This is a genomic window from Arthrobacter sp. GW822-FHT05G07 (assembly GCF_058799755.1).
The window spans coordinates 14,928-35,952 of record NZ_JBXALT010000001.1 but is presented as its reverse complement, the minus strand read 5'-3'; the positions used below and the strand labels follow the sequence as shown (position 1 = coordinate 35,952).

Here is a 21,025-nt window from a genome sequence, read left to right as displayed (position 1 = left end):
CCCCTGTTAAGCTAGTAACCGCTTCATTCCTCCGTAGCTCAATTGGCAGAGCATTCGACTGTTAATCGAAGGGTTACTGGTTCAAGTCCAGTCGGAGGAGCGCACAATACCCCCGTTCCGGGCTTTCGGAACGGGGGTATTTTTATACCCCCAGGGGGTATGCCATGCCGATTTCGCATTCCGGTAGAACCTTTGCTAAAGTCATAACCGCTTCATTCCTCCGTAGCTCAATTGGCAGAGCATTCGACTGTTAATCGAAGGGTTACTGGTTCAAGTCCAGTCCGGAGGAGCATAAGGACCCCGTACCGGCTTCACTGCTGGTGCGGGGTCCGCTTTTTATCAGACGAAATCCATCTCCACCTGCAGGAAACGGGCGGCCTCGGCCACGGCGGCGAGGAACGAATCCTGCTCGGTGGGCGGAGTCCTGGGCTCGCGGGGATGCCATTCGTGGGGTGCCGAGTAGACGCGGGTGAAGCCGCCGCCCGGCGGGGCATAGAAGATGCCGAAGCGCTGGACCGGCCATTCAGGGGAGGTCTCCGGGGCGACCAAAAGCGCGGCGTCCGTTTCGGGGTTGTACCACTGGGCAATGGGGCGACGGCGATCGTCGGTAAAAAGCCCTGCGGCGTAGAGGGCGGCCGACTGCGGGCTGGTCACCGAACACAGCCGGTCCCACCACAGCGGCAGGATGCGTTCATCCCGACGCTGCCACGGTGCCGGAAGCGGCTGCAGCTCTTGCCAATGTGGCACATGTCAACTTTATCGCCAGCGCGTGGCCCGGAGAAGAGGGAGCGCTACCTGGACAGACCCAGCCTGGGATACAGCACCTCAAAGCCTTTAGTAAGTCCCGCATTCAGCGCCAGGCCTACGTGACCACCATTGGGCACCTCGTAGTAGGTCACCGTCATCCCGGCATTCCGGGCCGCTGCGGAGACTGCCTTTGCAGCCGCTACGTAGGTGGTGTCATCCGAGCCCACGGTGAAAACTGCAGTTGTGTTGGGGAACTGCTTCCCCTTCATGATGTTGATGGGCTTCTGGGCGTCGTAGGCGGCTTGGTTGCCGTTGAAGATCGCCGCGAGGTTCCCGGCCGGGTCTTCCGCGCCAGGGAATTCTTCGCCCGAGATGTCCACCACGTTGCCCCACATCTCCGGGTACTTGACCGCGAAGGAAATGGCACACTGGCCGCCGTTGGAGTACCCGGCGATGGTCCAGTGTTCGCGGTCGGGAAGGATGTTCAAGTTGGCTTTGGCCCAGTTCACCACGTCCTCGTTGATGTACTTTTCAACATTTCCATACTTGGCGGTGTCCAGGCAGAGGGTGTCATCCTGGTCCGGCCCGATCTGGTCTGCGACGATCGCGATGGGGGCCAGGCCGTTGTTCTTTGCCGCGAACTCGTCCAGTGCGGCGGAGACGTATTGCGGGTCAGGAAGCCCAGGCTGACCCATCATGAGGACGAACAAGGGCAGCTTGGGCGGATGTGCCGCCAGGGCTGCAGGGGGCAGATAGATGCCCGCCGGCCTTGCGTTGAAGCCGGAGGCTGTGGCTGGAATGACCTGGGTGCCCGCTTCGCCCTTCGAGGGCTGGTCAGCCGGGGGTTTCCAGCTCTGCCATAGCGGACCTGCCGGGCTGGAGGCATCCGGGTCCGGCTTGGCCAACTGGATGACGTCCTCAGTGGAGATTCCCAGCGCCGAGCCCAGGGTTTTGTTGAGTCCAAACTCCGTGTTGATGCCAAGCGCGGCTACCAGGAGGAATACCGGGACGGATACTGCGGCCACCACCTTCCGCCATCGCGGACTGTGGCGGAAGCTCACCACGGCAAGTCCCAACGCGGCGAAGCAGGAGATCGCCCAGAACCACACCCGGGGAGTCAGCCCCACATGGAAGACATCCAAAACGTCCTCCACGATCCACACAGTCAACCACCCGAACAGAGCAGCCACCACAATGGCCGTGATCGCTGTGAGGGCCCAGCGCGCCGAAGGCCTGAGGAACAGAAGCAGGAAGAACCCGGCGCCGATCACTCCGGCAATCGTCATGACAAGAGGGCCGCTGATCTCAAGCTTCAAAAGCTCGTTCATCGCCGGGAAGTCCGTTCCGGCGTCACGCGGCGGGCTCCTTGGCTACCATCTGCCGCAACAGCCCCGCGCTTTGCGTGGGGGAGAGTCCCGGCAAGTAGGCGGAACCCACGGCAATACCGATGGACGGTAGGGCCAACGGGTCTTGGTAGTACATGTACAAAGTCCGGTGCTCCGGCTGGAACCGCGACTTGAAGGCGGCCAACGACTTGAAGCCATACATGGGTTCCAAGGCGTTCCCGAGGAGTGCGAGGACGCGGTCCAGTGTGCTGCGGTCACCCTCGCCGGCGCCGGCTCCTGCGTTGGCCAGCGGAGAGCCGGACAAGGAGATGTGAGGGACTTCATCCTTGAAGTGGGTCACGGCGGAGGCAATAAGGAACTCCATGACGCCCTTGAAACCCGTGGTGCGGCGGCGCATGAAGTCCAAGGTCCACCCCGAGACGGTCCCTTGGCTGAAAACGGGCAGCCAGCTGGTGACTCCATGGACCAGGCCGGCGTCATCCACGGCAACACAGCAGAGCACCTCGGGATCTTTGAGCTCATTCAGGCCACCCAAGGTGAAGCCCATCTCAGGAAGTGCCTTATCAGCCACCCATTCCTCGGAAATCTCAGCGAGCTGGGCCCTGATTCCCGGCGGCATCTCAGGGTAGTTGTACCAGTGATCCTTGATGGACAGCTTGTCTGCACGGTTCAGGGCGGTGCGGACGTTCTGCCACTCCTTCCCCTTGAAGGTCATGGCCTGGACGTTGAGTAGTGTCTCTTCCGCCACTTCCAGCTTCCTGAAGCCCCGGGGAAGGAGCGGCGCATCGAGCTCTGCCGTTGCCGAGTAGAAGCACGGGATCAGCCCGAGGTTCGAACAGTGTTTCAGGAATCCAGCGGCCGCATCGGCATGGTGTTCTTCAGCGCCGAAAGGACCCGCAACCGTAAGGGCCACGCCGTTATGGACCTGATAGGCAATACCGGCCTTCCTGTCCGGGGTGAACCAGTACTGGTTGTTGTCCCACAGCGCCATCCAGGACAGCGTGCCGCCGCCATCATGCAACAGCTCCCTGGTGTGCCCCAGATCGGCTGCCGGATCAGTGGCGAGCATCCTGAACCGCCGGAAGTTATTCAGGACCAGCACCAGGATGCACAGCCAGATGATGTCCCCGCCCAGGCCGTAAAGGACCGTGCTCAGCAGGCCTTGCGGGAGGGCCACAACGAAGGGGACAGGGAAAGGAACCAGGATGTGGGTTAGCTGCCCGGCAAGGTCCAGCAGGGTAGAGCGGCCCGGGTTGCCTTCAATGAACCAGAACGCCACATAGAAGATCACGGCGGCGACAGCCAGGATGAGCGAGGTCCGGCCGAGGACCCGATAACCCGCGTCGCTCGACTCGACGCGGAACTTATGCCGGTTTGCGAGCAGCAGCGCCACGATGATGAGCGGGGCGAGGACTGCTGGGACCGCGTACAGGAGGAGGTACGCGAAGTCGTCATCGCCCAACGTGACATCCGGATCATAGACGTATTGGAGGATGGACAGGACGGTCACAGCGGCAAGATACAGCTGGATAACAAGCGTCAGCCGGTACGCGAGCCGTCGGCCGCGCCTGAGGCCCTCGGCACAGACAAGCAACAGAAGAACCGGAATCAGTGTCAGGATGGCCGCGCCGAAGCTTTGGACGCCAACGATGCCCTGCAGGGTGACACAGTTGGTGTCGTTGTTGCACGCTTCCTGAACCTCATCGGCGTCGGGACTGGCCTGGAGCATGACCTCGGAAACGACGGAGAGGGGCCCTACTTCCCAGGTTCCGGTCAGTTGCGTGAGCAGAGGTCCGACGGCGAAGACGCCCACCACTGTGCCTACCAGGAAACGGGTCTCGCGAAGGCTTGACGAGTGGAGCGATCCGGCCCTGCGGCGGAGCACCAGCGACTGGACGGCCCAACCCGCCAAGATCCCGATCACGGCTCCGGCCAGCGCCTGCAGGGTTTGGGCAACGCCCACGAACAAGGCAAACATCAGCGTGGCGGCCAGCAACCACGTCCTCAGGCGACGACGCCACAGTGCCTCGAGTGCCGCCGTCGAACATCCCAATGCAGCGGCGGCGCCGCCATAGGCGCCCACTACATATTCGCCGCCCAAGAAGCTCAGCCACTGGTCGCTGGCGTCCGTTCCGAAGGTTACAAGCGCCACAAGAACCAAGGCGCTGAGGGCTGAGCCGGCTATGAAGGCAGCCAAGGCGATCCAAGGGCCCATGACGCGTTCGGCGATGCCGACACCCACCAGGATTGCCGCCGTGCAGGCCAGATAGTCCACAAGAGAGGAAGCAAAGAACGCCGACGTGAAGATGGACCACCACGGCCCGGGCTCTACCGCCAAGCCGATTCCGACTTGATCCAACAAGTCTTGGCCGGGGCCGTTGATGAGGCTACCGGAAACGGCACCCAGTACCCAGAGGATCACCACCAGAGCGAGCGTCAGCGGCAACCTCCGGACGGTGGCCAGGCCCCGCACACTGCCCCGAAATACAACAGCCGTGCTCATGTGATGTCCCCTTCACCGGTTCAAGCACCGGTTACCCCGGCTGGCCACCATTCTGCCTTGCGGCGCGCAGTTACGGGAGGGTTTGGTGACTCTCGACGGCGGCGGGTCGCCTGAGAGACCGGCCTAGTCCCTCTTCCAAGGGCCAGGATTCACGCGGTACAGCACGGCGGCGCCGATCACGGCACCCAGGATGGCACCAAACAGCGCGCTGCCGGCGGCGCGGCCCAAAAGAGCACCGGCGACGGCGCCGAGCAAAGCGCCGAGGAAGAGGCCCCTGCCGTTGCGGTGCGGTTTATTAGTCATGGTCACAGCCTACGGGGCTGGTTCTAATGGATGGACGGAACAGACCGTGGCCGGACGATCAACCACAGCGCGGCGATCGCGCCGGTGATGCAGGCGGCCATCACGGCGCCCATGGGGACGGCTGAACTGACGCCCAGCCACCCGACCACCAGCGGGACAATCCCGGCCATCATGAACTGCGATGCGCCCAGGAGCGATGCTGCGGTGCCTGCCTGCGCGCCGTGGTTCGCCAAGGACAGGACCTGTACACACGGGAACATGAAGCCTGTTGCGCAAATGTAGAACCACAAAGGAATGAGGATGCCCCACAACCCCACATGCAACAGGTCAAGGACCACGATCAGGAGGGCGGTGAACAGCATGAACACCGTTGCCCCGGCCACGATCCACTGCGGCGCCACCCGTCGGATCAGGCGCGAGCTGATCTGCACGCCTGCAACGATGCCCAGGGAGTTGACCCCGAACAGGATGCCGTATTCCTGCGGCGAAAAGCCGTAGACGTTCTGGAAGAGAAAGGTGGAAGCCGATAGGTATGCGAAAAGCCCGCCGAAGTTCAGGCTTCCCACCAGCACCATGCCCACGAAAATCCTGTCCGTCAGGACGGTCTTATAGCGTTGAGCCACCGTGTTGGCGGACTTTCCGCGCTGGTCGGCCGGAAGTGTCTCCCGAATGAAGAAGATGGAGGCGATGATGACCAGCAGGCCATAACCGGCCAGGAAGTAGAAGATGCCCGGCCACGGGAACGCCAGCAGCAGTTGGGAGCCGATGACCGGCGCCAGGATGGGGGCGAGGCCGTTGACCAGTGACATCCGCGAGAACATCCGGACCATGGAGTAGCCGTGAAAGAGGTCCCGGACCATGGCCATGGCCACCACGCCACCGCCGGCAGCGCCGATTCCCATGAGCACGCGGAAGAGGGAGAGCATCCCGATGTCCGTGGCCAGTGCCGCGCCGAGCGAAGAGCCGATGTGCAAAGCCGTGGCCAGAATCAGGGGCAGCCGACGTCCAACCTTGTCGCTGAAGGGGCCCACCAGCAGCTGGCCGAGCCCGAACCCCACAGTTGTACCGGTCAGTGTGAGCTGGATTGCCGCTTCCGATACGTCAAAACTCTCTTCCAAGGCGGGGAACGCCGGAAGATACAGGTCAATAGTGAAAGGACCCAGGGCAGTGAGGGCACCCAGCAGGAGAATGTAGACAAGTTTTTCGCGTCGGCTCAGAGAATCGCCCGGAGCAATGGGAGAGGTCACGATCATCTATCCTATGGCCCGGATCATATTTATTGGACCTATGACGGGCGCGCCGCATTGTCGTCCCGAAAGTTCAGCAGGAACCTGAATGATAGCTTTGAGGACAGGTGTACGCTGCGATGGTTTTTTGCGCCGCGTTCGCCTTACACGATGCCCAGAGGAAGCAGTTAGGCGGAACCCATGAGTGGACGTCACACCGGCCGGACCAGTCAAGGACCAGCCATTCGTACTATGCCGAAGACCCTCAAGCTCGTAGCAAGGCTGGTTCCGAGGCAACTCAACGACGAAATCGCCCTGGCGAAGGTAGAACTCAAGCGAAAGGCCACGCAGGTTGGCATCGCTGGCGCATTCTTCGGAGTAGCGCTTGTGTTCTTGGGGCTCCTGGTGATTGCGCTGGTTGTCGCAGCCATCCTGGGTTTGGCCACAATTATGCCCGGCTGGCTGGCGGCTCTGATTGTCGCAGCATTCTTCCTGCTGATTGTGGCTATCGCATCCTTGATAGGCATAGCCAAATTCAAGAAAGCCATGCCCTTGGTCCCCGAAGACACCATCAGGGGCATCAAGCACGATCTCGGAATTGCCAAGGAAGGTTCTGCCTTCGACGAATCCATCCTGGATCCCAACTCGCCTGCCGCCAAGGCCGCGAAGGCTGAAAAGGAAGCAGCCGCGGAGAAGGCCAAGGCAGAAAAGGCTGCAAAGGAAGCGGCCAAGGAAGCAGACGCCGTCAAGGCGCCCACCGAAGCCGAACTTCGCTCGCGACTGAAGAGGCGGCGTGAACACCTGACCGGCGTCCGCGACGAACTCGGTGAGCAGCTGGACGTCAAGAAGCAGGGTCAGGCTTTGCTGGAAAGCGCCAACGGAAAGTTCAGAGACGGCAAGGAATTCGCTTCAGCGAAGCTTGCCGACCTCGGAGACTCCGTACCCGAAAGCCTCACCGAACGGCTTGCCGCCAGGTGGAAGGACCTCGCAGCTTTCGCCACCGCTGCCGTGGTCTTCGTTGTTGCGCTGAGGAAGCTGCTGAAGAAGTAGCAGCCAATCGGGGCACCAAAGACTGAAGACGAGGAAGGGGGACAAAAATGAGATTGATCGGAGCTGGGTCGAACCCTGACCGGCCGCAGGTTGATCATGACCTCATCTTCACGATCCCCAACGTCCTCACAGTCCTTCGTTTCATGGGCGTCCCGCTATTTGTGTGGCTCGTGTTGTCAGAACAGGAGTACGGCTTCGCGGTCCTGGTGCTCGTCATCATGGGCAGTACCGACTGGGTGGATGGATACATCGCCAGACGCTTCGACCAGACCTCCAAGCTGGGCCGGATACTGGATCCGATGGCCGACCGGGCCGCGTTGCTGGCTGTCGCGTTCACGCTGGCGATTGCCGGCGTCGTGCAGTGGTGGTACTTGGCCGCACTGTTGGTGCCGGACGCCGTATTGGCCATCGCCTCGCTGATCTACTTCCGGAGCCACCCGGACCTTCCGGTGAGCATCATTGGAAAGATCCGCACGGCGCTGCTGCTGGTCGGCACACCGTTGCTTGTCCTGTCCAAGCTGCCGATTCCACTTACCGAGGTCTACTTCGTGGCTGCTTGGACCTTCTTGGGCTTCGGCCTGCTAGGCCATTGGGTTGCGGCCTACAACTATTTTTGGGCCATCTTGCGTAAGGGTAAAGAATTGAAAACCGACGACGGCGGACGAGGCTGATGGTCTGGCTGGCGGTTTTTCTCGCGGTACTTGGTGCTTTCTTCCTCGCCATCGGCGCCCAGCGGCAGGGCAGCGCGGTGAAAGCCGATACCGGTGGCCTGGCGCTCAGCTCCAATGGCTTCCTGCGGCTCTTGCGAAATCCCCGTTGGATGCTCGGGCTGTTGTTCCTTGCCCTCGGAATGGTGATGAACGCAGTCGCTTTGGTTTCCGCGCCCCTCACAGTGGTGCAGCCCATAGGTGCCATCGCACTGGTGATCACCACGGTGGTCAACGCCAAGGACCAGGGCCTGAGCATCAACCGTGCCACTGTGGTGGCCATCAGTGCCTGTGTTACGGGTTCGGCGTTGTTCGTGCTGCTGGCAGTCAACGTCACTCAGGAAAACCATCACGTTAACACCGAAGACGAGCTGACGATTGTCCTCCTGCTTGCCTTGGCCGTGGGCATCTTCGGAACACTGGCCGTCGTGTTCAGGCACCGAATGAGTGCCTTCGTCTACATTCTGGGAGCCGGTGTCCTTTTCGGCTTCGTCGCCGTGCTGACCCGCATCATCGGCAAGCACCTGCTCGATCCCAACGGTCTGTTCCTCCTGAACGTCCAGTGGTACACCCTCATCGCCATCGTGGCCGCCGGGGGACTGGGCTCCTGGTTCGTGCAGAGTGCCTACTCCGGAGGACCGCCGGACCTGGTAATCGCCGGGTTGACCGTCATTGACCCGATGGTGGGCATCGCAATCGGCATCGTGATCCTCGGTGAGCTTCGTCCCGATGTCCACGCCGTGATGGCCATCGCCATGGCTGCGGCCGCTACGCTTGCTATCGTGGGGGTTATTGCCCTGAGCCGGCACCATCCGGAAGTCACCAAACGCAAGAAGGATGCGAAGGCGGCTGCCAGCCGGAAGGCTTAGGGCAGAGATTTACCTTGCGCCACCGTTATTGCGGTCGGCAACCCGGCGACACCGCAGCATTGCCACAAGCAACGCTGTCCGCACCGTGACCATCAGGAGTTCTCCACGTGACCATTCCCGACACCAACAAGCCCCTCACTATTCTGATTGCGGCGGATACCTACCCGCCGCACGTCAACGGTGCCGCCCAGTTCGGCTACCGCCTTGCAAAGGGGATGACGGCACGTGGACACAACGTGCACGTGTTGGCCTGCCGTCCGGACACGGGCAAGAGCTACACGGAGTTCCGCGACGAAGCCACGGTCCACCGGCTTCGCTCCCATGGCGTTTTCACCCACGAGTACTTCCGGATCTGCTTCCCGTGGGAAATCAAGAAGGAAATCAGCCTCCTCTTCGACAAAGTCCAGCCGGATGTCGTCCACATCCAGAGCCACTACATGATCGGCGAGCACGTCCTCTACGAGGCTGTTAAGCGCGGAATCCGGATTGTAGCCACCAACCACTTCATGCCGGAGAACCTCAACCCCTTCCTTCCGTTCCCGCAGTGGTTCAAGGACATCGTGGGCCGGATTTCGTGGAAGGACATGGGCAAGGTCATGGGTCAGGCCGACGTGGTCACCACACCCACGCCGCTCGCTGCCAAGGCCATGCACCAGCACGCCTTCCTGCGTAAGGTCCTGCCCCTTTCCAACGGCATCGATTCTTCGGCCTACGAGCTCCAGCCCGGTGAAATCATCGAACCGCACGCCAACCCAACGGTCCTGTTCGTGGGCCGCCTGGCCGAAGAGAAGCACATCAACGTGCTGATCGACGCCGTGGCCAAGACCCCGCGCGAGTTGAACGTGAATCTGGAAATCGTGGGTGGTGGCGAAGTTCGTCCCGCCCTTGAGGCCCAGGTAGCGAAGCTTGGGCTGGGGGATCGGGTGCGGTTCCTTGGGTTGGCGAGCGACGAGGACCTGCGTGAGGCGTACATCAAGGCCGATATCTTCTGCATGCCCGGTACTGCCGAGCTGCAGTCGCTGGTGACCCTGGAGGCCATGTCGGCTTCCACTCCTGTGCTGCTGGCCAACGCCATGGCACTGCCGCACCTGGTCCGTGACGGGGAGAACGGCTACCTGTTCACGCCCAACGACAGCAATGAGCTCGCGGCCAAGATTACCCACCTGGTGGAACTTCCCAAGGACGAACTTGTTGCCATGGGCAAGCTGAGCCGCGAGATGGTTGAGCCGCACAGCATCAACGGCACCCTCCAGACGTTTGAGGACCTCTACCGCGGGGCTTCCTACGAGGACAAAGTGGTGTGACACAAGCACTCCCCATTAGCTATTAGTATTGCTAGAGTGCTTTGCCCGGTACTGCTGTTTCACAGCGGCCGGACCGGGCATCACGGGGCTATAGCTCAGCTGGTTAGAGCGCGGGACTCATAATCCTAAGGTCCTCGGTTCAAGTCCGAGTAGCCCTACATTCACACGGGAGCCGTGGCCGACGATCAAGACGTCGGTCACGGCTCTCTTGCTGTCACTGACCGTTGACTGCAGCCGTTAGTTCGTGGCGAATGCGGGCTTCCTCCCCACTTCCTGTCGTGGGTAGACGTAATAGGCGGATCTTGTGCGCGTGGCAGATGGCGTCTTTGTGGGCATCCCGGGCGTGCTGCGCGGGGTTGTTTTCATGGAAGGCAAAACCATCGACCTCAACTGCAAGGACGGGCATGTTGCTGATGCGGTTGTAGACCACAAAGTCCAAGGTTGCGCGGTTCTGGACGTAGGAGCGTTGTTCGGGCGTGAGCATGGACAGCTCAGGCAGCAGGTTCCTCAGCAGGACCTGCGGCGCTATGGCCAGGTCGGTGAAAGGCTCATCCCCGATGAGTTCAGTCAATAACGTCCAGATGATGTTTTCCGAAGTGAACTGTGAATTGCCCTGCAGCCTGCTGGCCAGTGGTTTCAACAGCGCAGAATATTCTCTGTACAAGAGGTCGAAAACAGACAGGACGCTGCTGTCGAACACACCATCTTCAGGGTTTCGGTACCGAATGAACTGAACCAAGTCCCGAAGATGGCGGCTTGTGGGAAGCATCTCGTTGTTGGTGACGAGGACAAACCGCTTCACTGCGCGGGAGACGGCGACGTTTACCAAGTGGGGGTCGTCTACGAAGTTGATGCCCGATTTACCGAGGTTCGTCTCGTCCAGGACGGTGCTCATGATGATCACGGTCTTTTGGCGCCCCTGGAACTTATGGACCGTGTCCGCTTGGATGTTGTTGACCAGGGCCTCGGCTACCTTGTCCACTTGCCTTCGATACGGGGTCACCACGCCGATTTCGTCATCGGGAATGCCTGAACAAAATTGGTCCAGCACTTCCTTGGCAATGACATCCGCCTCCCGCTGGTTGGTCCGCCCCCCGCTGTGGTGCTGACGCATGTGGTTCCCCTCAGCTGTACGGACCACGACCATCGGCTGTCCCTCAACGTCGCCGGAGGTATACGGCACAAGCTGTCCTCCGTAGAACTTCCTGTTGCAGTACTCGATGATCGCCGGATCACAGCGGTAGTGCTCGCGGAGCATGGTACGGGGAAAGCCGGCACCGTATTGGTCGATGATTGAGGAAAGGACGTTATGCAGTCTGTAATCAAAGTTGGGCGACGGCGCTCTAGGAGCGGTCCTCGACGCCTTTTCGTCGGCTATGTGCTGGAGCTGCTTCAGGTCACCGACAACGATGACGTTCCGGGCACAAGAGAGCGCCAGCCCGGCAGCGAGCAGGTCCACTTGGGAAGCCTCGTCGATGATTAAATAATCCAAGAATTTCCCTGCCGGGACGTTTCTTCGCAGGGAATGGCATGTACTGAGAACTACCGGGTAGTCCGAGGTGAACTCTGCAAATTCCGGTTTGTACCTGCTTTCGGTATAAATCCGTCTCCGCTTCCGGGCGTATCGCTGATGGAGTGCCGCTTCCAGAGTCTGCCGTGAGGCCCGCTGATGATCGCGTTCCAGACGCCGGTAGTCCTCGCTCGCCAAAATCCTTTCGGCTTGGTCAATTTGCAGCTCCAGCTCAGCGATTTTCTTATCGTAGTAAGTACCTTGCAGGCTCAGAACAACATCAGTTTGGCCAGTGTCGACTCTCCCCAACGACCCGTATCGCAGACGAAGTTTGATGCGCCTGAAGAACCTCCGGAGTGGACCTTCGTCCAAGGGAACGGAGGACGTATCAGCCAGGAACTCGAGAATTCGGCGCGATGAACCGTGCCAAGGCGGCACCTCATTCATCGCGGCCGGGCCAGCCGCGTCTGCCTGGAGGAGAAAGTGGCGCCTTTCGAGTTTGAACGCGTCCAGCTCGTGCTTCCACAGGGCCAGCTGCCGGACAGTCCCTTGCAGGTCTTGCAGGCGTTTGTCGAGATCGGCCACCTGGTCGGCCGGCGGGGCTTCGTCGAGCGGGCTGCCGACGAAATGATCGACAATGGCATTCCTGGCTCCTTGACGGGCGAAGAATTCGTCCATTTTCTCTTTGCGTCGAAGGTCCGCCACGATATAGCCGTAGCCTTCCTCTGCGAGTTTGTCCCGAACGTTCTCAACAGCTGCATTGTTGAAGGAAACGATTCCAACCGTCTTGCCTGGGATTGCGACGATGTTGGCGACGACGTTCAGAATGGTTTGGGTTTTTCCTGTTCCGGGAGGCCCGTCGATGACGGAGATTCGGTGGTTGAGCCCCTTCAACAGGGCCTCACGCTGGCTGACGTTTGACGAAAAAGGCAGTATCGGATGTTGTTGAAAATGCCCGGCGGCGTCCAAGGCCTGGCCCCGAAGGTAGAGATCAAGGACGCTACCTTTCGGGACGCTCTTGAAACTCTCGTACTGCCGGCGCAGCGCATCGTCCTCCCGGAGTTTGGATGCGACGTCCCGCCAATAATCCAACACGGCTTGCGCGCGTAGTTCTTCATCGGACGGTCGGGAGATCGCTATCTCCTTGTCTGGACAGGTTTCATAGCCGATTCCTGATGCGCCCGCATGGAAAACACGCCACCATGTTCCCTGAGGCGATTCAAAGCGGAGGACGTCCGTGACGCCATCAATGACCTTGCCCCGCACGGATACTCCGTCCTGGGGCTCTAGGAGTCTCGGGGCGGGATTCCGAAGAACAACGACCTTGTCAGCCGAGTACTTGTATCTCTTTTCGGAACCAAACGAGACATACGTGAAGGCCCCCGCGGCGTGATACGCCACTACTTCCGAGGTCCTGTCCTCAAGGCCGTTGTGTTGACGATTCCGGATCAGAATCGCCTCTCGTCGTGGATTGATCATCGGAACGTCCCCCAATTCGTCTGCGGCGTTGCACAACCGACGTTACAGAACTGTCTGCTCGGAGTCTCGGCTTTGGGACCCTCATGAAACCTTGTCCGTTGCGGGACCGGAGAGTCTGCGGTAAGTTACTGAGCAGTAACTTACTACTCGCCGGTAACTTGGCTGCCCTATTGCCCCTTGGTGCAGCTCAGTCACTCCGGACCTGACGTGGTCGCAGGTGACCACCCCTGAAGGAGCGAATATGTCCAACGCTGCATTCGACGCCACCAACCTTCCGTATGCCGACGGCGACTTCTACGCCTTTGAGGAGATGCTGACAGGGAAAGAGCAGGACCGCCTCGCCGAGGTCCGGGAGTTTCTTGCGCGTGAGGTCAAGCCCATCGCTGTGGATTGCTGGAACCGAGGCGAGTTCCCCATGGACCTCATTCCCAAGCTCGGGGAACTGGACTTGGTCAGCCCCGTTCGTCGCCAGGGGTACTCGAACCTGTTCGCCGGTATGCTCCACGCGGAGGTAACCCGGGCAGATGCTTCCATTGCGACGTTCATGGGTGTCCACGATGGACTCTTCACGGGTTCCATCGAGGCGCTCGCGTCCCAGGAGCAGAAGGACGCTTGGCTGCCAGACATCTACTCCCTGAAGAAGATCGGTGCGTTCGGCCTGACCGAGCCCCTGGGTGGCTCCGATGTTGCAGGTGGGACGCGGACCACCGCAATGCGCGACGGTGACAACTGGATCCTCAACGGCGCCAAGCGCTGGATCGGCAATGCCACTTTCTCCGACTGGGTAGTCATCTACGCCAAGGATGTAGCCGACAACCAGGTCAAGGCGTTCCTGGTGGACACCAAGCTGCCCGGTTACTCGGCCAGCAAGATTGAGAACAAGATCTCGCTGCGCACGGTGCAGAACGCGGACATCACCCTGGACAACGTGGTGGTTCCAGACTTCTTCAAGCTGGCCAACGGGAACAGCTTCCGCGATACCAACAAGGTCCTCAAGGTGACCCGCCTGGCCGTCGCATGGCAGGCGGTCGGGCTTCAAATGGCAGCCTTCGATGTCGCGCGCAGCTACGCCGTGGAGCGTCAACAGTTCGGGCGGCCCCTGGCAGCGTTCCAGTTGGTGCAGAACCAGTTGGTTCAAATTCTCGGCAACACCGTGGCCTCCCTGGGAATGATGGTGCGCCTGGCCCAACTCGAAGACGCAGGAGCTGCCAAGGACGAGCAGTCGGCCCTGGCCAAGGCGTTCACGACGGCCCGCATGCGCGAAAGTGTTGCCCTGGGACGAAGCATCCTGGGTGGCAACGGCATCGTTACGGACTATGGGATGGCCAAGATCTTCTCGGACGCCGAAGCCATCTACTCCTACGAAGGCACGCACGAAATCAACACGCTGGTAACCGGCCGGGCGATCACCGGAGTTTCGGCCATCGTCTAGGACGTTCGCTGCTGCAGCGGGGACTCTGCTGAGCGGAAGCAGGACGGACGGTCGCATGTCCGTCACGAAGCCAAGTGGATTGACGTAGTCCTCGCCGCGGCGGACGCCCCAGTGCAGGCACGTAGCGCCAATGCAGTGACCGGGCTCAATGGTGCCAATGACCTGACCCCTGCGGACAGCGTCGCCGGGCTTGAGTTCACTGGCGACGGGTTCAAAGCTGCTCTTGAGGCCATCGCCCTGCTCGATGGTCAGCACCGGGCGATCAACTACGACGCCGGCAAAGGTCACCACGCCATCCGACGGCGCGGTGACCGGGCCGCCGTCGGGCGTTGGTCCCAAGTCCACCCCTCGATGCCCGCTGAGCCACGGTTTGTCCGGCGGGTCAAATGTTCGCAGGATGGACGGCTTGGGGGAGAGCGGCCAGCTCCACCGGGCCTCTGGCGCGGGCGCAGCGCTGCTCGTCCCTCCTGCGACAACGAGGGTAAGAATTGTGGACACGATGAGCTTCAAACCGGACATGAACCCAGCCTCCCGTGACCACGAACCCGGGTCGATCCCCGGCCTTCCGTATGTGGACAACGGGTGGTCGCGCGCGGTCAAACAGCAGGGGTCGCTGTAGTACACTAGGTGGAGCAGTTTGCTGTGCCCTCAAGCTAGTTCAGGAACATGTCTCATTCAGATATGTGAGGGTCCCAGGCTGACTACGCGTATCCAGCCCTCCACCAGCGAAGCCTCTTGGCTTCAAGCTGCGGAGGATTGTGCCTCTTGCGGTCCGGCTGAGCCTTTGGTTCCCTGCCGGATGAGAAGTGCAATGGATGCCAGGAGCCGCGCCCGTCCGGGCAAAGGCTAAACAACCGTCAACTATTGGCAGGGTAAGAGCAGCCCCATGGGCTCTCTCATGAATGACCTGCCGGAAGGAGCGTCGGCATGCCCGTCGTAACTATGCGCCAGCTGCTTGACAGCGGCGTCCACTTTGGACACCAGACCCGTCGTTGGAACCCGAAGATGAAGCGCTTCATCTTCACGGAGCGCAACGGCATCTACATCATTGACCTCCAGCAGTCGCTGTCCTACATCGACCGCGCCTACGAGTTCGTCAAGGCTACTGTCGCCCACGGCGGCACCGTCCTGTTCGTCGGCACCAAGAAGCAGGCTCAGGAAGCAATTGCCGAGCAGGCTACCCGTGTTGGCCAGCCGTACGTCAACCAGCGTTGGTTGGGCGGTATGCTCACCAACTTCCAGACCGTCGCCAAGCGTATCCAGCGCATGAAGGAACTCGAAGAGATCAACTTCGACGACGTCGCAGGCTCGGCTTACACCAAGAAGGAGCTCCTGCTCCTCAAGCGCGAACTCACCAAGCTTGAGTCCAACCTCGGTGGTATCCGCAACCTGACCAAGGCTCCCTCGGTTCTGTGGGTTGTTGACACCAAGAAGGAACACCTTGCTGTTGACGAAGCCAAGAAGCTGAACATCCCGGTTGTTGCCATCCTGGACACCAACTGCGATCCCGACGAAGTTGACTTCCCGATCCCGGGTAACGACGACGCCATCCGCTCTGTCAACCTGCTTACCCGCGTTGTTGCCGACGCCGTAGCTGAGGGCCTCATCGCCCGCAACCAGCGCGCAACCGGCACCACCGAAGCTCCGGAAGAGCCGCTGGCCGAGTGGGAGCGCGAGCTCCTCGAAGGCAGCAAGGCTGAAGAAGCAGCAACTGCTGAGGCTCCGGCCGCAGAAGCTCCCGCAGCCGAAGCTCCCGAGGCTGCTGAAGCTGCAGCCGGCGAAGCTGAAGCCAAGTAAATCTGGACCTTCCCTGACGCTGGAGACAGCGTCAGGGGCAACTGACAGGATGGCGGCTCACACGGTGGGCTGCCGTCCTGTCAGTCCGTAAACACACAAATTTCTAGACAGAGGGGTTCACATGGCGAACTACACTGCTGCTGACATCAAGGCCCTGCGCGAGCGCACCGGCGCCGGCATGATGGACGTCAAGAAGGCTCTTGACGAGGCCAACGGTGACGCCGAGAAGGCCATCGAGATCATCCGCATCAAGGGCCTCAAGGGTGCTACCAAGCGCGAAGGCCGTTCGACTGCTGAAGGCCTGGTTGCTGCCAAGGTCAACGGCGGCGTTGGCGTAATGATCGAGGTCAACTGCGAGACCGACTTCGTCGCCAAGGCTGACAAGTTCATCCAGCTGGCTGACAAGGTTCTCAACGTTGCAGTCGAGTCCGGCGCAGCCGACCTCGAGACCCTGCTGGCCACCGAGGTTGACGGCAAGCCGTTGTCCGAGGTTGTCGTCGAAGAGGGCGCTGTCCTCGGCGAGAAGGTTGTTGTCCGCCGTATCTCCCGCGTTGAGGGAACCACGGTTGACGCTTACCTGCACAAGACGTCCAAGGACCTCCCGGCCCAGGTCGGCGTCCTGTTCGCTGTCGATGGTGAAGGCGAAGCCGCTGCCACCGCCGCACACGACATCGCTGTCCACGTTGCAGCCATGGCTCCGAACTACCTGACCCGCGAGGATGTCCCGGCCGAACTGGTCGAGTCCGAGCGTCGCATCGCCGAAGAGACCGCAAAGGCTGAAGGCAAGCCCGAAGCTGCGCTCTCCAAGATCGTGGAAGGCCGCGTGACGGGCTTCTACAAGGGCGAAGTTCTGGTTGACCAGGCATTCGCCAAGGATTCCAAGAAGACTGTTGCACAGGTCCTCGAAGAAGCCGGCGTCAAGGCAACCGCAGTAACCCGTTTCCGCGTCGGAAACTAGTAATTCATGAAAAGGGGTGGTCACTTCGGTGGCCGCCCCTTTTTCATGCACCCGTCCGGGTAGTACCTGCGCGGACCCACAGCACGATAATCTAGCCAGAGTCCACCAACGGGAAGGCACCATGGAAACCGTCAACACTGCTATCCAGCCCGAGAAGACCCGTCGACGTGTACTTCTGAAACTTTCCGGCGAGGTCATCGGCGGAGGCAAACTCGGCGTCGATCCTGAGACCGTCCGTGCCATCGCCAAGCAGATCGCGGCAGCGGTCACCGAGGTCGAAGTGGCCATCGTTGTCGGCGGAGGTAACTTCTTCCGTGGCGCCGAGCTCTCTCAGAGCGGCATGGACCGCTCGCGCGCCGATTACATGGGCATGCTGGGCACTGTCATGAACTGCCTGGCGCTGCAGGACTTCCTGGAGCAGGCCGGCGTTGAAACGCGTGTCCAGAGCGCCATCACCATGGGCCAGGTGGCAGAGGCCTACATCCCCCGCCGGGCTATCCGCCACATGGAAAAGGGCCGCGTGGTCATTTTCGGCGCGGGCGCGGGCTTGCCCTACTTCTCCACCGATACAGTCGCTGCGCAGCGTGCCCTCGAAGTGCACGCAGACGTGGTCCTCATGGCCAAGAGTGGCGTGGATGGCGTCTACACCGCCGATCCCAAAAAGGACCCCACGGCCGAGAAGCTGGATGTCCTCAGTTACGATGACGCCCTGCGCCGTGACATCCGGGTCATGGACCAGACCGCAATGACCATGTGCAAGGACAACAGTCTCTCCATGGTGGTCTTCGGTATGGAGGGTGAAGGCAACGTAACCCGTGCCATCCTCGGCGAAACGCTGGGAACCCTGGTTACTCCCTAGCAAGGGCTAGGATATTTCTAGGACCGTCCGCCCCTGGTGGCGGATCTTTACTGTGCATTGCCGCCTGCAGTTGGCAGCAACTATTTCTGAGGAGAAACCCGTGATCGAAGAGACCTTGCTCGAAGCCGGCGAGAAGATGGATAAGGCGGTGGAAGTAGCCAAGGACGATTTCGCCTCGATCCGTACTGGCCGCGCCAACCCGGCCCTCTACAACAAGGTGATCGTCGAGTACTACGGCACACCCACTCCGCTGCAGCAGCTGGCCTCCTTCGGCGTGCCGGATGCCCGGACCATTCTCATCACGCCCTACGACAAGACCGCACTGCGTGACATCGAGAAGGCCCTCAGCGACTCTGAGGTGGGCGCCAACCCCTCCAACGATGGCAACGTCATCCGCGTGACCATCCCGGAGCTCACCAAAGAGCGCCGCAAGGAGTACGTAAAGATCGTCAAGGGCAAGGGTGAGGACGCCAAGGTCTCCATCCGCAGCATCCGCCGCAAGGCCAAAGACTCCCTGGACAAGCTCGTCAAGGACGGCGAAGCCGGAGAAGACGAGGGTGCACGCGCTGAGAAGGAACTCGACGCCCTGACGAAGCAGCATGTCGACAGCATCGATGAGCTGCTCAAGCGCAAGGAAGCCGAGCTGCTCGAGGTCTGATGAACCAGGCTGAGCCGGCGCCCGCTGAGCGGGTCCCGACACGCGATACCCCCAAGCGCGTCAGACGCGTGCGGAAGAACCCCACACCCAAGGCAGGCCGCAATCTTCCGGCCGCTATCGGCGTCGGGCTTTCCATGCTTTTGGCCGTTTTGGGAGGATTGCTTTTCCTCCCGCTGGGATTCGTCCTGCTCACCACCGCCTTCGCGGTACTGGGTGTTTGGGAAGTTTTCCGGGCGCTTGAGGCGCAAGGGACCCGGATGCCGATCATTCCTGTGATGGTCGGCAGTCTGGTGATGCCGGTATCGGCCTACTTCGGCGGACTGGAGGGCTTGCTGTTCACGATGACGGCGAGCTCCGTGGCTGTTCTGCTGTGGCGCTCCATTGAGAGCGCTGCAGGTGCGCCCCGGGCGGTGTTCGCCGGCGTTTTCGCGCTGGCTTGGATTCCGTTCCTCATCAGCTTCGCGGCGTTGCCGCTCCATGCCACCGGTGGTGCCACTCCCGTGGGCTTCTGGCCGGATGGGATTCCCGACGGCGCCTGGCAGATCGCGTCGATGTTGCTGCTGGTGGTCTCCAATGACACGTTCGGCTACATCGTTGGTGCTACCTTCGGGAAACACCCCATGGCGCCCAAGATCAGCCCCAAGAAGTCCTGGGAGGGCTTTGCTGGGTCAGTCGGCGGGGCCATGGTCATTGGTGTCCTGGCATGCATCTTCCTCCTCGACAAACCCTGGTGGGTAGGGCTGGTGCTTGCCGTTGGAATGGTGGCCGCATCGACCGCCGGCGACCTCGCCGAGTCCATGGTCAAGCGTGAACTCGGCGTCAAGGACATGAGCAGCATCCTGCCCGGCCACGGCGGCGTGATGGACCGCTTGGACTCCATCGTGTTCGCAGCCCCTGTAGCCTATGTTCTGTTCGCGCTGCTGAGCGGCGTCTGACAACTCAATGAAGGAAAATTAGTGGCCTTGGATATTCGACGCCAGATTCCCGCAACGTTCGATCGCGTGGACCGCAGCAAGTACGGCTATAACGCCAAGCAAGTGGACGAGTTCCTTCAGCGAGCCAGGACATCATTCGAGAACCCCGTGGGCACTGCGGACCAAGTGGCAAGCGTGGATGTCAGGGCTGTTGCTTTCGACCCCATCAAGGGTGGCTACGACGCCAACAGCGTCGATGCTGCACTCGACCGGCTGGAGGATGCTTTCGCCCGCCGGGAGAGGGACGATCTTATTAACCAGCAGGGCGAGGAAGCCTGGCTGCGACAGATCGGCAAGCTCTCCGGCATCTTGCGAGGCAGGCTTCACCGGCCCGACGGCGAGCGGTTCCGCCGCCCCAGCCGGAAAGGCGCCCGAAGCTACAACGTCCACGACGTTGATGCACTGTGCGCCGAGCTCATCGGTTACCTCGAGCACGATCAAGCCCTGAGCGTGGACACCGTGCGACGTGCCGTCTTCCGCGCAGCCAAGGGCGCGGAGGGCTACGAAGAGGCCCAAGTAGACGCTTTCCTTGCGCGTGTCGTAGAGCTCATGGCGGCCATCGACTAATCACCAACGCAGGTCTGTTCAAGACTGCCGGGGAGTCGGCGAGATCGGCGGGTTGTTCTTGTAGGCCTGGTCATAGGCGCGCTTGCCCACAAGCATGGAGACGGTGAAGAAGGCCAAGGCTACGAAGACCGCGATGGATACGAAGACTGCCATGGGAAGTCCCAGTGCCAGGAGCGCCGAACCCGACCACAACGCCAGCAACGCGGAGTTCGCAGTCATCATGAAGATCATGCTGCTGCCTGCCAATTGGCTCAGCGAACTCCGGGGGCCCAGAAAGTAGTAGGTCTGGTCGGAGCCGGCCAAATCGTCGTGGTAGGCCGCCATAAGGTAGCGGGCCATTCCCGGATCGAGTTCCACGTACGCAGCCCGCAGCCTGTTCATGGCGATCACGTACATCAGGTCTTCCATGCCGACGTTCAGTACGCGGACCTGTGTCAGTAAACCGACCATGACGTCAATGCTGAGAATGGTCAGCGCGAAAGCCCTGAACGCATCTGAGAACTGGGTAGCGTTGCCTACCAGCGCCAAGCTCAAGAGGCTGGCCGAGGTGAACGTCAGGAACATGCTGATGCGGGTGAGAACTTCGCCTTGGGTGGTGCTCCTTGAAGCAAGCAGGCTCCAGTGCTCCGTGGCGAGCAACTGCGCGCGGACGCTGGGAGAGAGCTCCGGTGTGAGCGCAGGCGGCTCAGGAGTGGCCGTACCCGGTTCCTCGGACATGGCGTCATTGTCCACCCTG

General features: G+C 61.0%; 18 protein-coding genes, 3 tRNA genes and 1 pseudogene. 14 read left to right on the top strand and 8 right to left on the bottom strand.

The annotated features are described in order from the left end of the window. The first annotated feature begins 27 nt into the window (after positions 1-27). Positions 28-100 (top strand) — tRNA-Asn (locus AC1RJY_RS00190). Between the two features lie 116 nt (positions 101-216). Continuing rightward, positions 217-290 (top strand) — tRNA-Asn (locus AC1RJY_RS00185). A 49-nt stretch (positions 291-339) separates the two neighbouring features. Here the strand turns inward: AC1RJY_RS00185 and AC1RJY_RS00180 are convergent. The 5 genes from AC1RJY_RS00180 to AC1RJY_RS00160 form a co-directional block, all read right to left on the bottom strand. After that, positions 340-747, bottom strand: a complete 408-nt coding sequence (locus tag AC1RJY_RS00180) for a hypothetical protein (RefSeq protein ID WP_011774207.1) — start codon at positions 745-747, stop codon at positions 340-342. A gap of 44 nt (positions 748-791) precedes the next feature. After that, on the bottom strand, positions 792-2,075 hold the full coding sequence (locus tag AC1RJY_RS00175) for an alpha/beta hydrolase (protein WP_498600855.1): 1,284 nt from the start codon (positions 2,073-2,075) through the stop codon (positions 792-794). A 22-nt stretch (positions 2,076-2,097) separates the two neighbouring features. After that, the gene (locus AC1RJY_RS00170; RefSeq protein ID WP_498600854.1) at positions 2,098-4,596 is read right to left on the bottom strand and encodes a phosphatidylglycerol lysyltransferase domain-containing protein; all 2,499 of its coding nucleotides are present in this window, start codon (positions 4,594-4,596) and stop codon (positions 2,098-2,100) included. Positions 4,597-4,719: 123 nt separating this feature from the next. Next, positions 4,720-4,899, bottom strand: coding sequence for a YMGG-like glycine zipper-containing protein (locus AC1RJY_RS00165; protein ID WP_017199401.1), 180 nt, complete (start codon positions 4,897-4,899; stop codon positions 4,720-4,722). A gap of 23 nt (positions 4,900-4,922) precedes the next feature. Continuing rightward, positions 4,923-6,152: a multidrug effflux MFS transporter gene (locus AC1RJY_RS00160; RefSeq protein ID WP_014921233.1), complete on the bottom strand. Its 1,230-nt coding sequence runs from the start codon at positions 6,150-6,152 to the stop codon at positions 4,923-4,925. Positions 6,153-6,326: 174 nt separating this feature from the next. On the opposite strand from AC1RJY_RS00160, the gene AC1RJY_RS00155 reads away from it, so the two are divergent. The 5 genes from AC1RJY_RS00155 (at position 6,327) to AC1RJY_RS00135 (ending at position 10,213) form a co-directional block, all read left to right on the top strand. Next, the gene (locus tag AC1RJY_RS00155) at positions 6,327-7,175 is read left to right on the top strand and encodes a phage holin family protein (protein ID WP_498600853.1); all 849 of its coding nucleotides are present in this window, start codon (positions 6,327-6,329) and stop codon (positions 7,173-7,175) included. A 47-nt stretch (positions 7,176-7,222) separates the two neighbouring features. Next, positions 7,223-7,846: a CDP-alcohol phosphatidyltransferase family protein gene (locus tag AC1RJY_RS00150; RefSeq protein ID WP_498600851.1), complete on the top strand. Its 624-nt coding sequence runs from the start codon at positions 7,223-7,225 to the stop codon at positions 7,844-7,846. Further along, positions 7,846-8,751, top strand: a complete 906-nt coding sequence (locus AC1RJY_RS00145) for a DMT family transporter (RefSeq protein ID WP_011774214.1) — start codon at positions 7,846-7,848, stop codon at positions 8,749-8,751. Before AC1RJY_RS00150 ends, AC1RJY_RS00145 begins: the two co-directional genes overlap by 1 nt. A gap of 107 nt (positions 8,752-8,858) precedes the next feature. Continuing rightward, a complete protein-coding gene (locus AC1RJY_RS00140) occupies positions 8,859-10,055 on the top strand; it encodes a glycosyltransferase (protein WP_011774215.1) in 1,197 nt (398 codons plus the stop codon). 84 nt (positions 10,056-10,139) lie between these two features. Beyond that, a tRNA-Ile gene (locus AC1RJY_RS00135) sits at positions 10,140-10,213 on the top strand. A gap of 56 nt (positions 10,214-10,269) precedes the next feature. Here AC1RJY_RS00135 and AC1RJY_RS00130 read toward each other — a convergent pair. Continuing rightward, positions 10,270-13,044, bottom strand: a complete 2,775-nt coding sequence (locus tag AC1RJY_RS00130; RefSeq protein WP_498600850.1) for an AAA domain-containing protein — start codon at positions 13,042-13,044, stop codon at positions 10,270-10,272. A gap of 241 nt (positions 13,045-13,285) precedes the next feature. On the opposite strand from AC1RJY_RS00130, the gene AC1RJY_RS00125 reads away from it, so the two are divergent. After that, positions 13,286-14,476: an acyl-CoA dehydrogenase family protein gene (locus tag AC1RJY_RS00125; protein ID WP_043805947.1), complete on the top strand. Its 1,191-nt coding sequence runs from the start codon at positions 13,286-13,288 to the stop codon at positions 14,474-14,476. A 135-nt stretch (positions 14,477-14,611) separates the two neighbouring features. Here AC1RJY_RS00125 and AC1RJY_RS00120 read toward each other — a convergent pair. Beyond that, positions 14,612-14,995: pseudogene (locus AC1RJY_RS00120) on the bottom strand (M23 family metallopeptidase); the annotation flags it as partial. Positions 14,996-15,403: 408 nt separating this feature from the next. Here AC1RJY_RS00120 and rpsB point away from each other — a divergent pair. The 6 genes from rpsB to AC1RJY_RS00090 all read left to right on the top strand — a co-directional run bounded on the left by rpsB (position 15,404) and on the right by AC1RJY_RS00090 (position 20,289). Then, entirely contained in the window at positions 15,404-16,273 is an 870-nt protein-coding gene (gene rpsB / locus AC1RJY_RS00115; protein WP_043469978.1) for a 30S ribosomal protein S2, read from the top strand. A 121-nt stretch (positions 16,274-16,394) separates the two neighbouring features. After that, positions 16,395-17,231 carry a translation elongation factor Ts gene (gene tsf, locus AC1RJY_RS00110; protein ID WP_011774217.1) on the top strand — a complete coding sequence of 279 codons (837 nt, stop codon included), beginning with the start codon at positions 16,395-16,397 and terminating at the stop codon, positions 17,229-17,231. A 121-nt stretch (positions 17,232-17,352) separates the two neighbouring features. Further along, positions 17,353-18,090, top strand: a complete 738-nt coding sequence (pyrH, locus tag AC1RJY_RS00105) for a UMP kinase (protein ID WP_014921238.1) — start codon at positions 17,353-17,355, stop codon at positions 18,088-18,090. A gap of 100 nt (positions 18,091-18,190) precedes the next feature. Beyond that, entirely contained in the window at positions 18,191-18,748 is a 558-nt protein-coding gene (gene frr / locus AC1RJY_RS00100; RefSeq protein WP_011774219.1) for a ribosome recycling factor, read from the top strand. After that, positions 18,748-19,683 carry a phosphatidate cytidylyltransferase gene (locus AC1RJY_RS00095; protein ID WP_011774220.1) on the top strand — a complete coding sequence of 312 codons (936 nt, stop codon included), beginning with the start codon at positions 18,748-18,750 and terminating at the stop codon, positions 19,681-19,683. The genes frr and AC1RJY_RS00095 overlap by 1 nt, the downstream gene beginning before the upstream one ends. 21 nt (positions 19,684-19,704) lie before the next feature. Then, the gene (locus AC1RJY_RS00090; RefSeq protein ID WP_011774221.1) at positions 19,705-20,289 is read left to right on the top strand and encodes a DivIVA domain-containing protein; all 585 of its coding nucleotides are present in this window, start codon (positions 19,705-19,707) and stop codon (positions 20,287-20,289) included. 18 nt (positions 20,290-20,307) lie between these two features. On the opposite strand, the gene AC1RJY_RS00085 is transcribed toward AC1RJY_RS00090, so the two are convergent. Then, a complete protein-coding gene (locus AC1RJY_RS00085) occupies positions 20,308-21,006 on the bottom strand; it encodes a hypothetical protein (RefSeq protein WP_210064286.1) in 699 nt (232 codons plus the stop codon). Positions 21,007-21,025: the final 19 nt, after the last annotated feature.

Excerpts from the sequence above, each read along its gene's own strand:
- rpsB (WP_043469978.1), top strand. The coding sequence starts at position 15,404 with ATGCCCGTCGTAACTATGCGCCAGCTGCTTGACAGCGGCGTCCACTTT.
- AC1RJY_RS00130 (WP_498600850.1), bottom strand. The coding sequence starts at position 13,044 with ATGATCAATCCACGACGAGAGGCGATTCTGATCCGGAATCGTCAACAC.
- pyrH (WP_014921238.1), top strand. The coding sequence starts at position 17,353 with ATGGAAACCGTCAACACTGCTATCCAGCCCGAGAAGACCCGTCGACGT.
- AC1RJY_RS00095 (WP_011774220.1), top strand. The coding sequence starts at position 18,748 with ATGAACCAGGCTGAGCCGGCGCCCGCTGAGCGGGTCCCGACACGCGAT.
- AC1RJY_RS00175 (WP_498600855.1), bottom strand. The coding sequence starts at position 2,075 with ATGAACGAGCTTTTGAAGCTTGAGATCAGCGGCCCTCTTGTCATGACG.
- tsf (WP_011774217.1), top strand. The coding sequence starts at position 16,395 with ATGGCGAACTACACTGCTGCTGACATCAAGGCCCTGCGCGAGCGCACC.
- AC1RJY_RS00150 (WP_498600851.1), top strand. The coding sequence starts at position 7,223 with ATGAGATTGATCGGAGCTGGGTCGAACCCTGACCGGCCGCAGGTTGAT.
- AC1RJY_RS00160 (WP_014921233.1), bottom strand. The coding sequence starts at position 6,152 with ATGATCGTGACCTCTCCCATTGCTCCGGGCGATTCTCTGAGCCGACGC.
- AC1RJY_RS00125 (WP_043805947.1), top strand. The coding sequence starts at position 13,286 with ATGTCCAACGCTGCATTCGACGCCACCAACCTTCCGTATGCCGACGGC.
- AC1RJY_RS00155 (WP_498600853.1), top strand. The coding sequence starts at position 6,327 with ATGAGTGGACGTCACACCGGCCGGACCAGTCAAGGACCAGCCATTCGT.
- AC1RJY_RS00170 (WP_498600854.1), bottom strand. The coding sequence starts at position 4,596 with ATGAGCACGGCTGTTGTATTTCGGGGCAGTGTGCGGGGCCTGGCCACC.
- AC1RJY_RS00085 (WP_210064286.1), bottom strand. The coding sequence starts at position 21,006 with ATGTCCGAGGAACCGGGTACGGCCACTCCTGAGCCGCCTGCGCTCACA.
- AC1RJY_RS00145 (WP_011774214.1), top strand. The coding sequence starts at position 7,846 with ATGGTCTGGCTGGCGGTTTTTCTCGCGGTACTTGGTGCTTTCTTCCTC.
- AC1RJY_RS00165 (WP_017199401.1), bottom strand. The coding sequence starts at position 4,899 with ATGACTAATAAACCGCACCGCAACGGCAGGGGCCTCTTCCTCGGCGCT.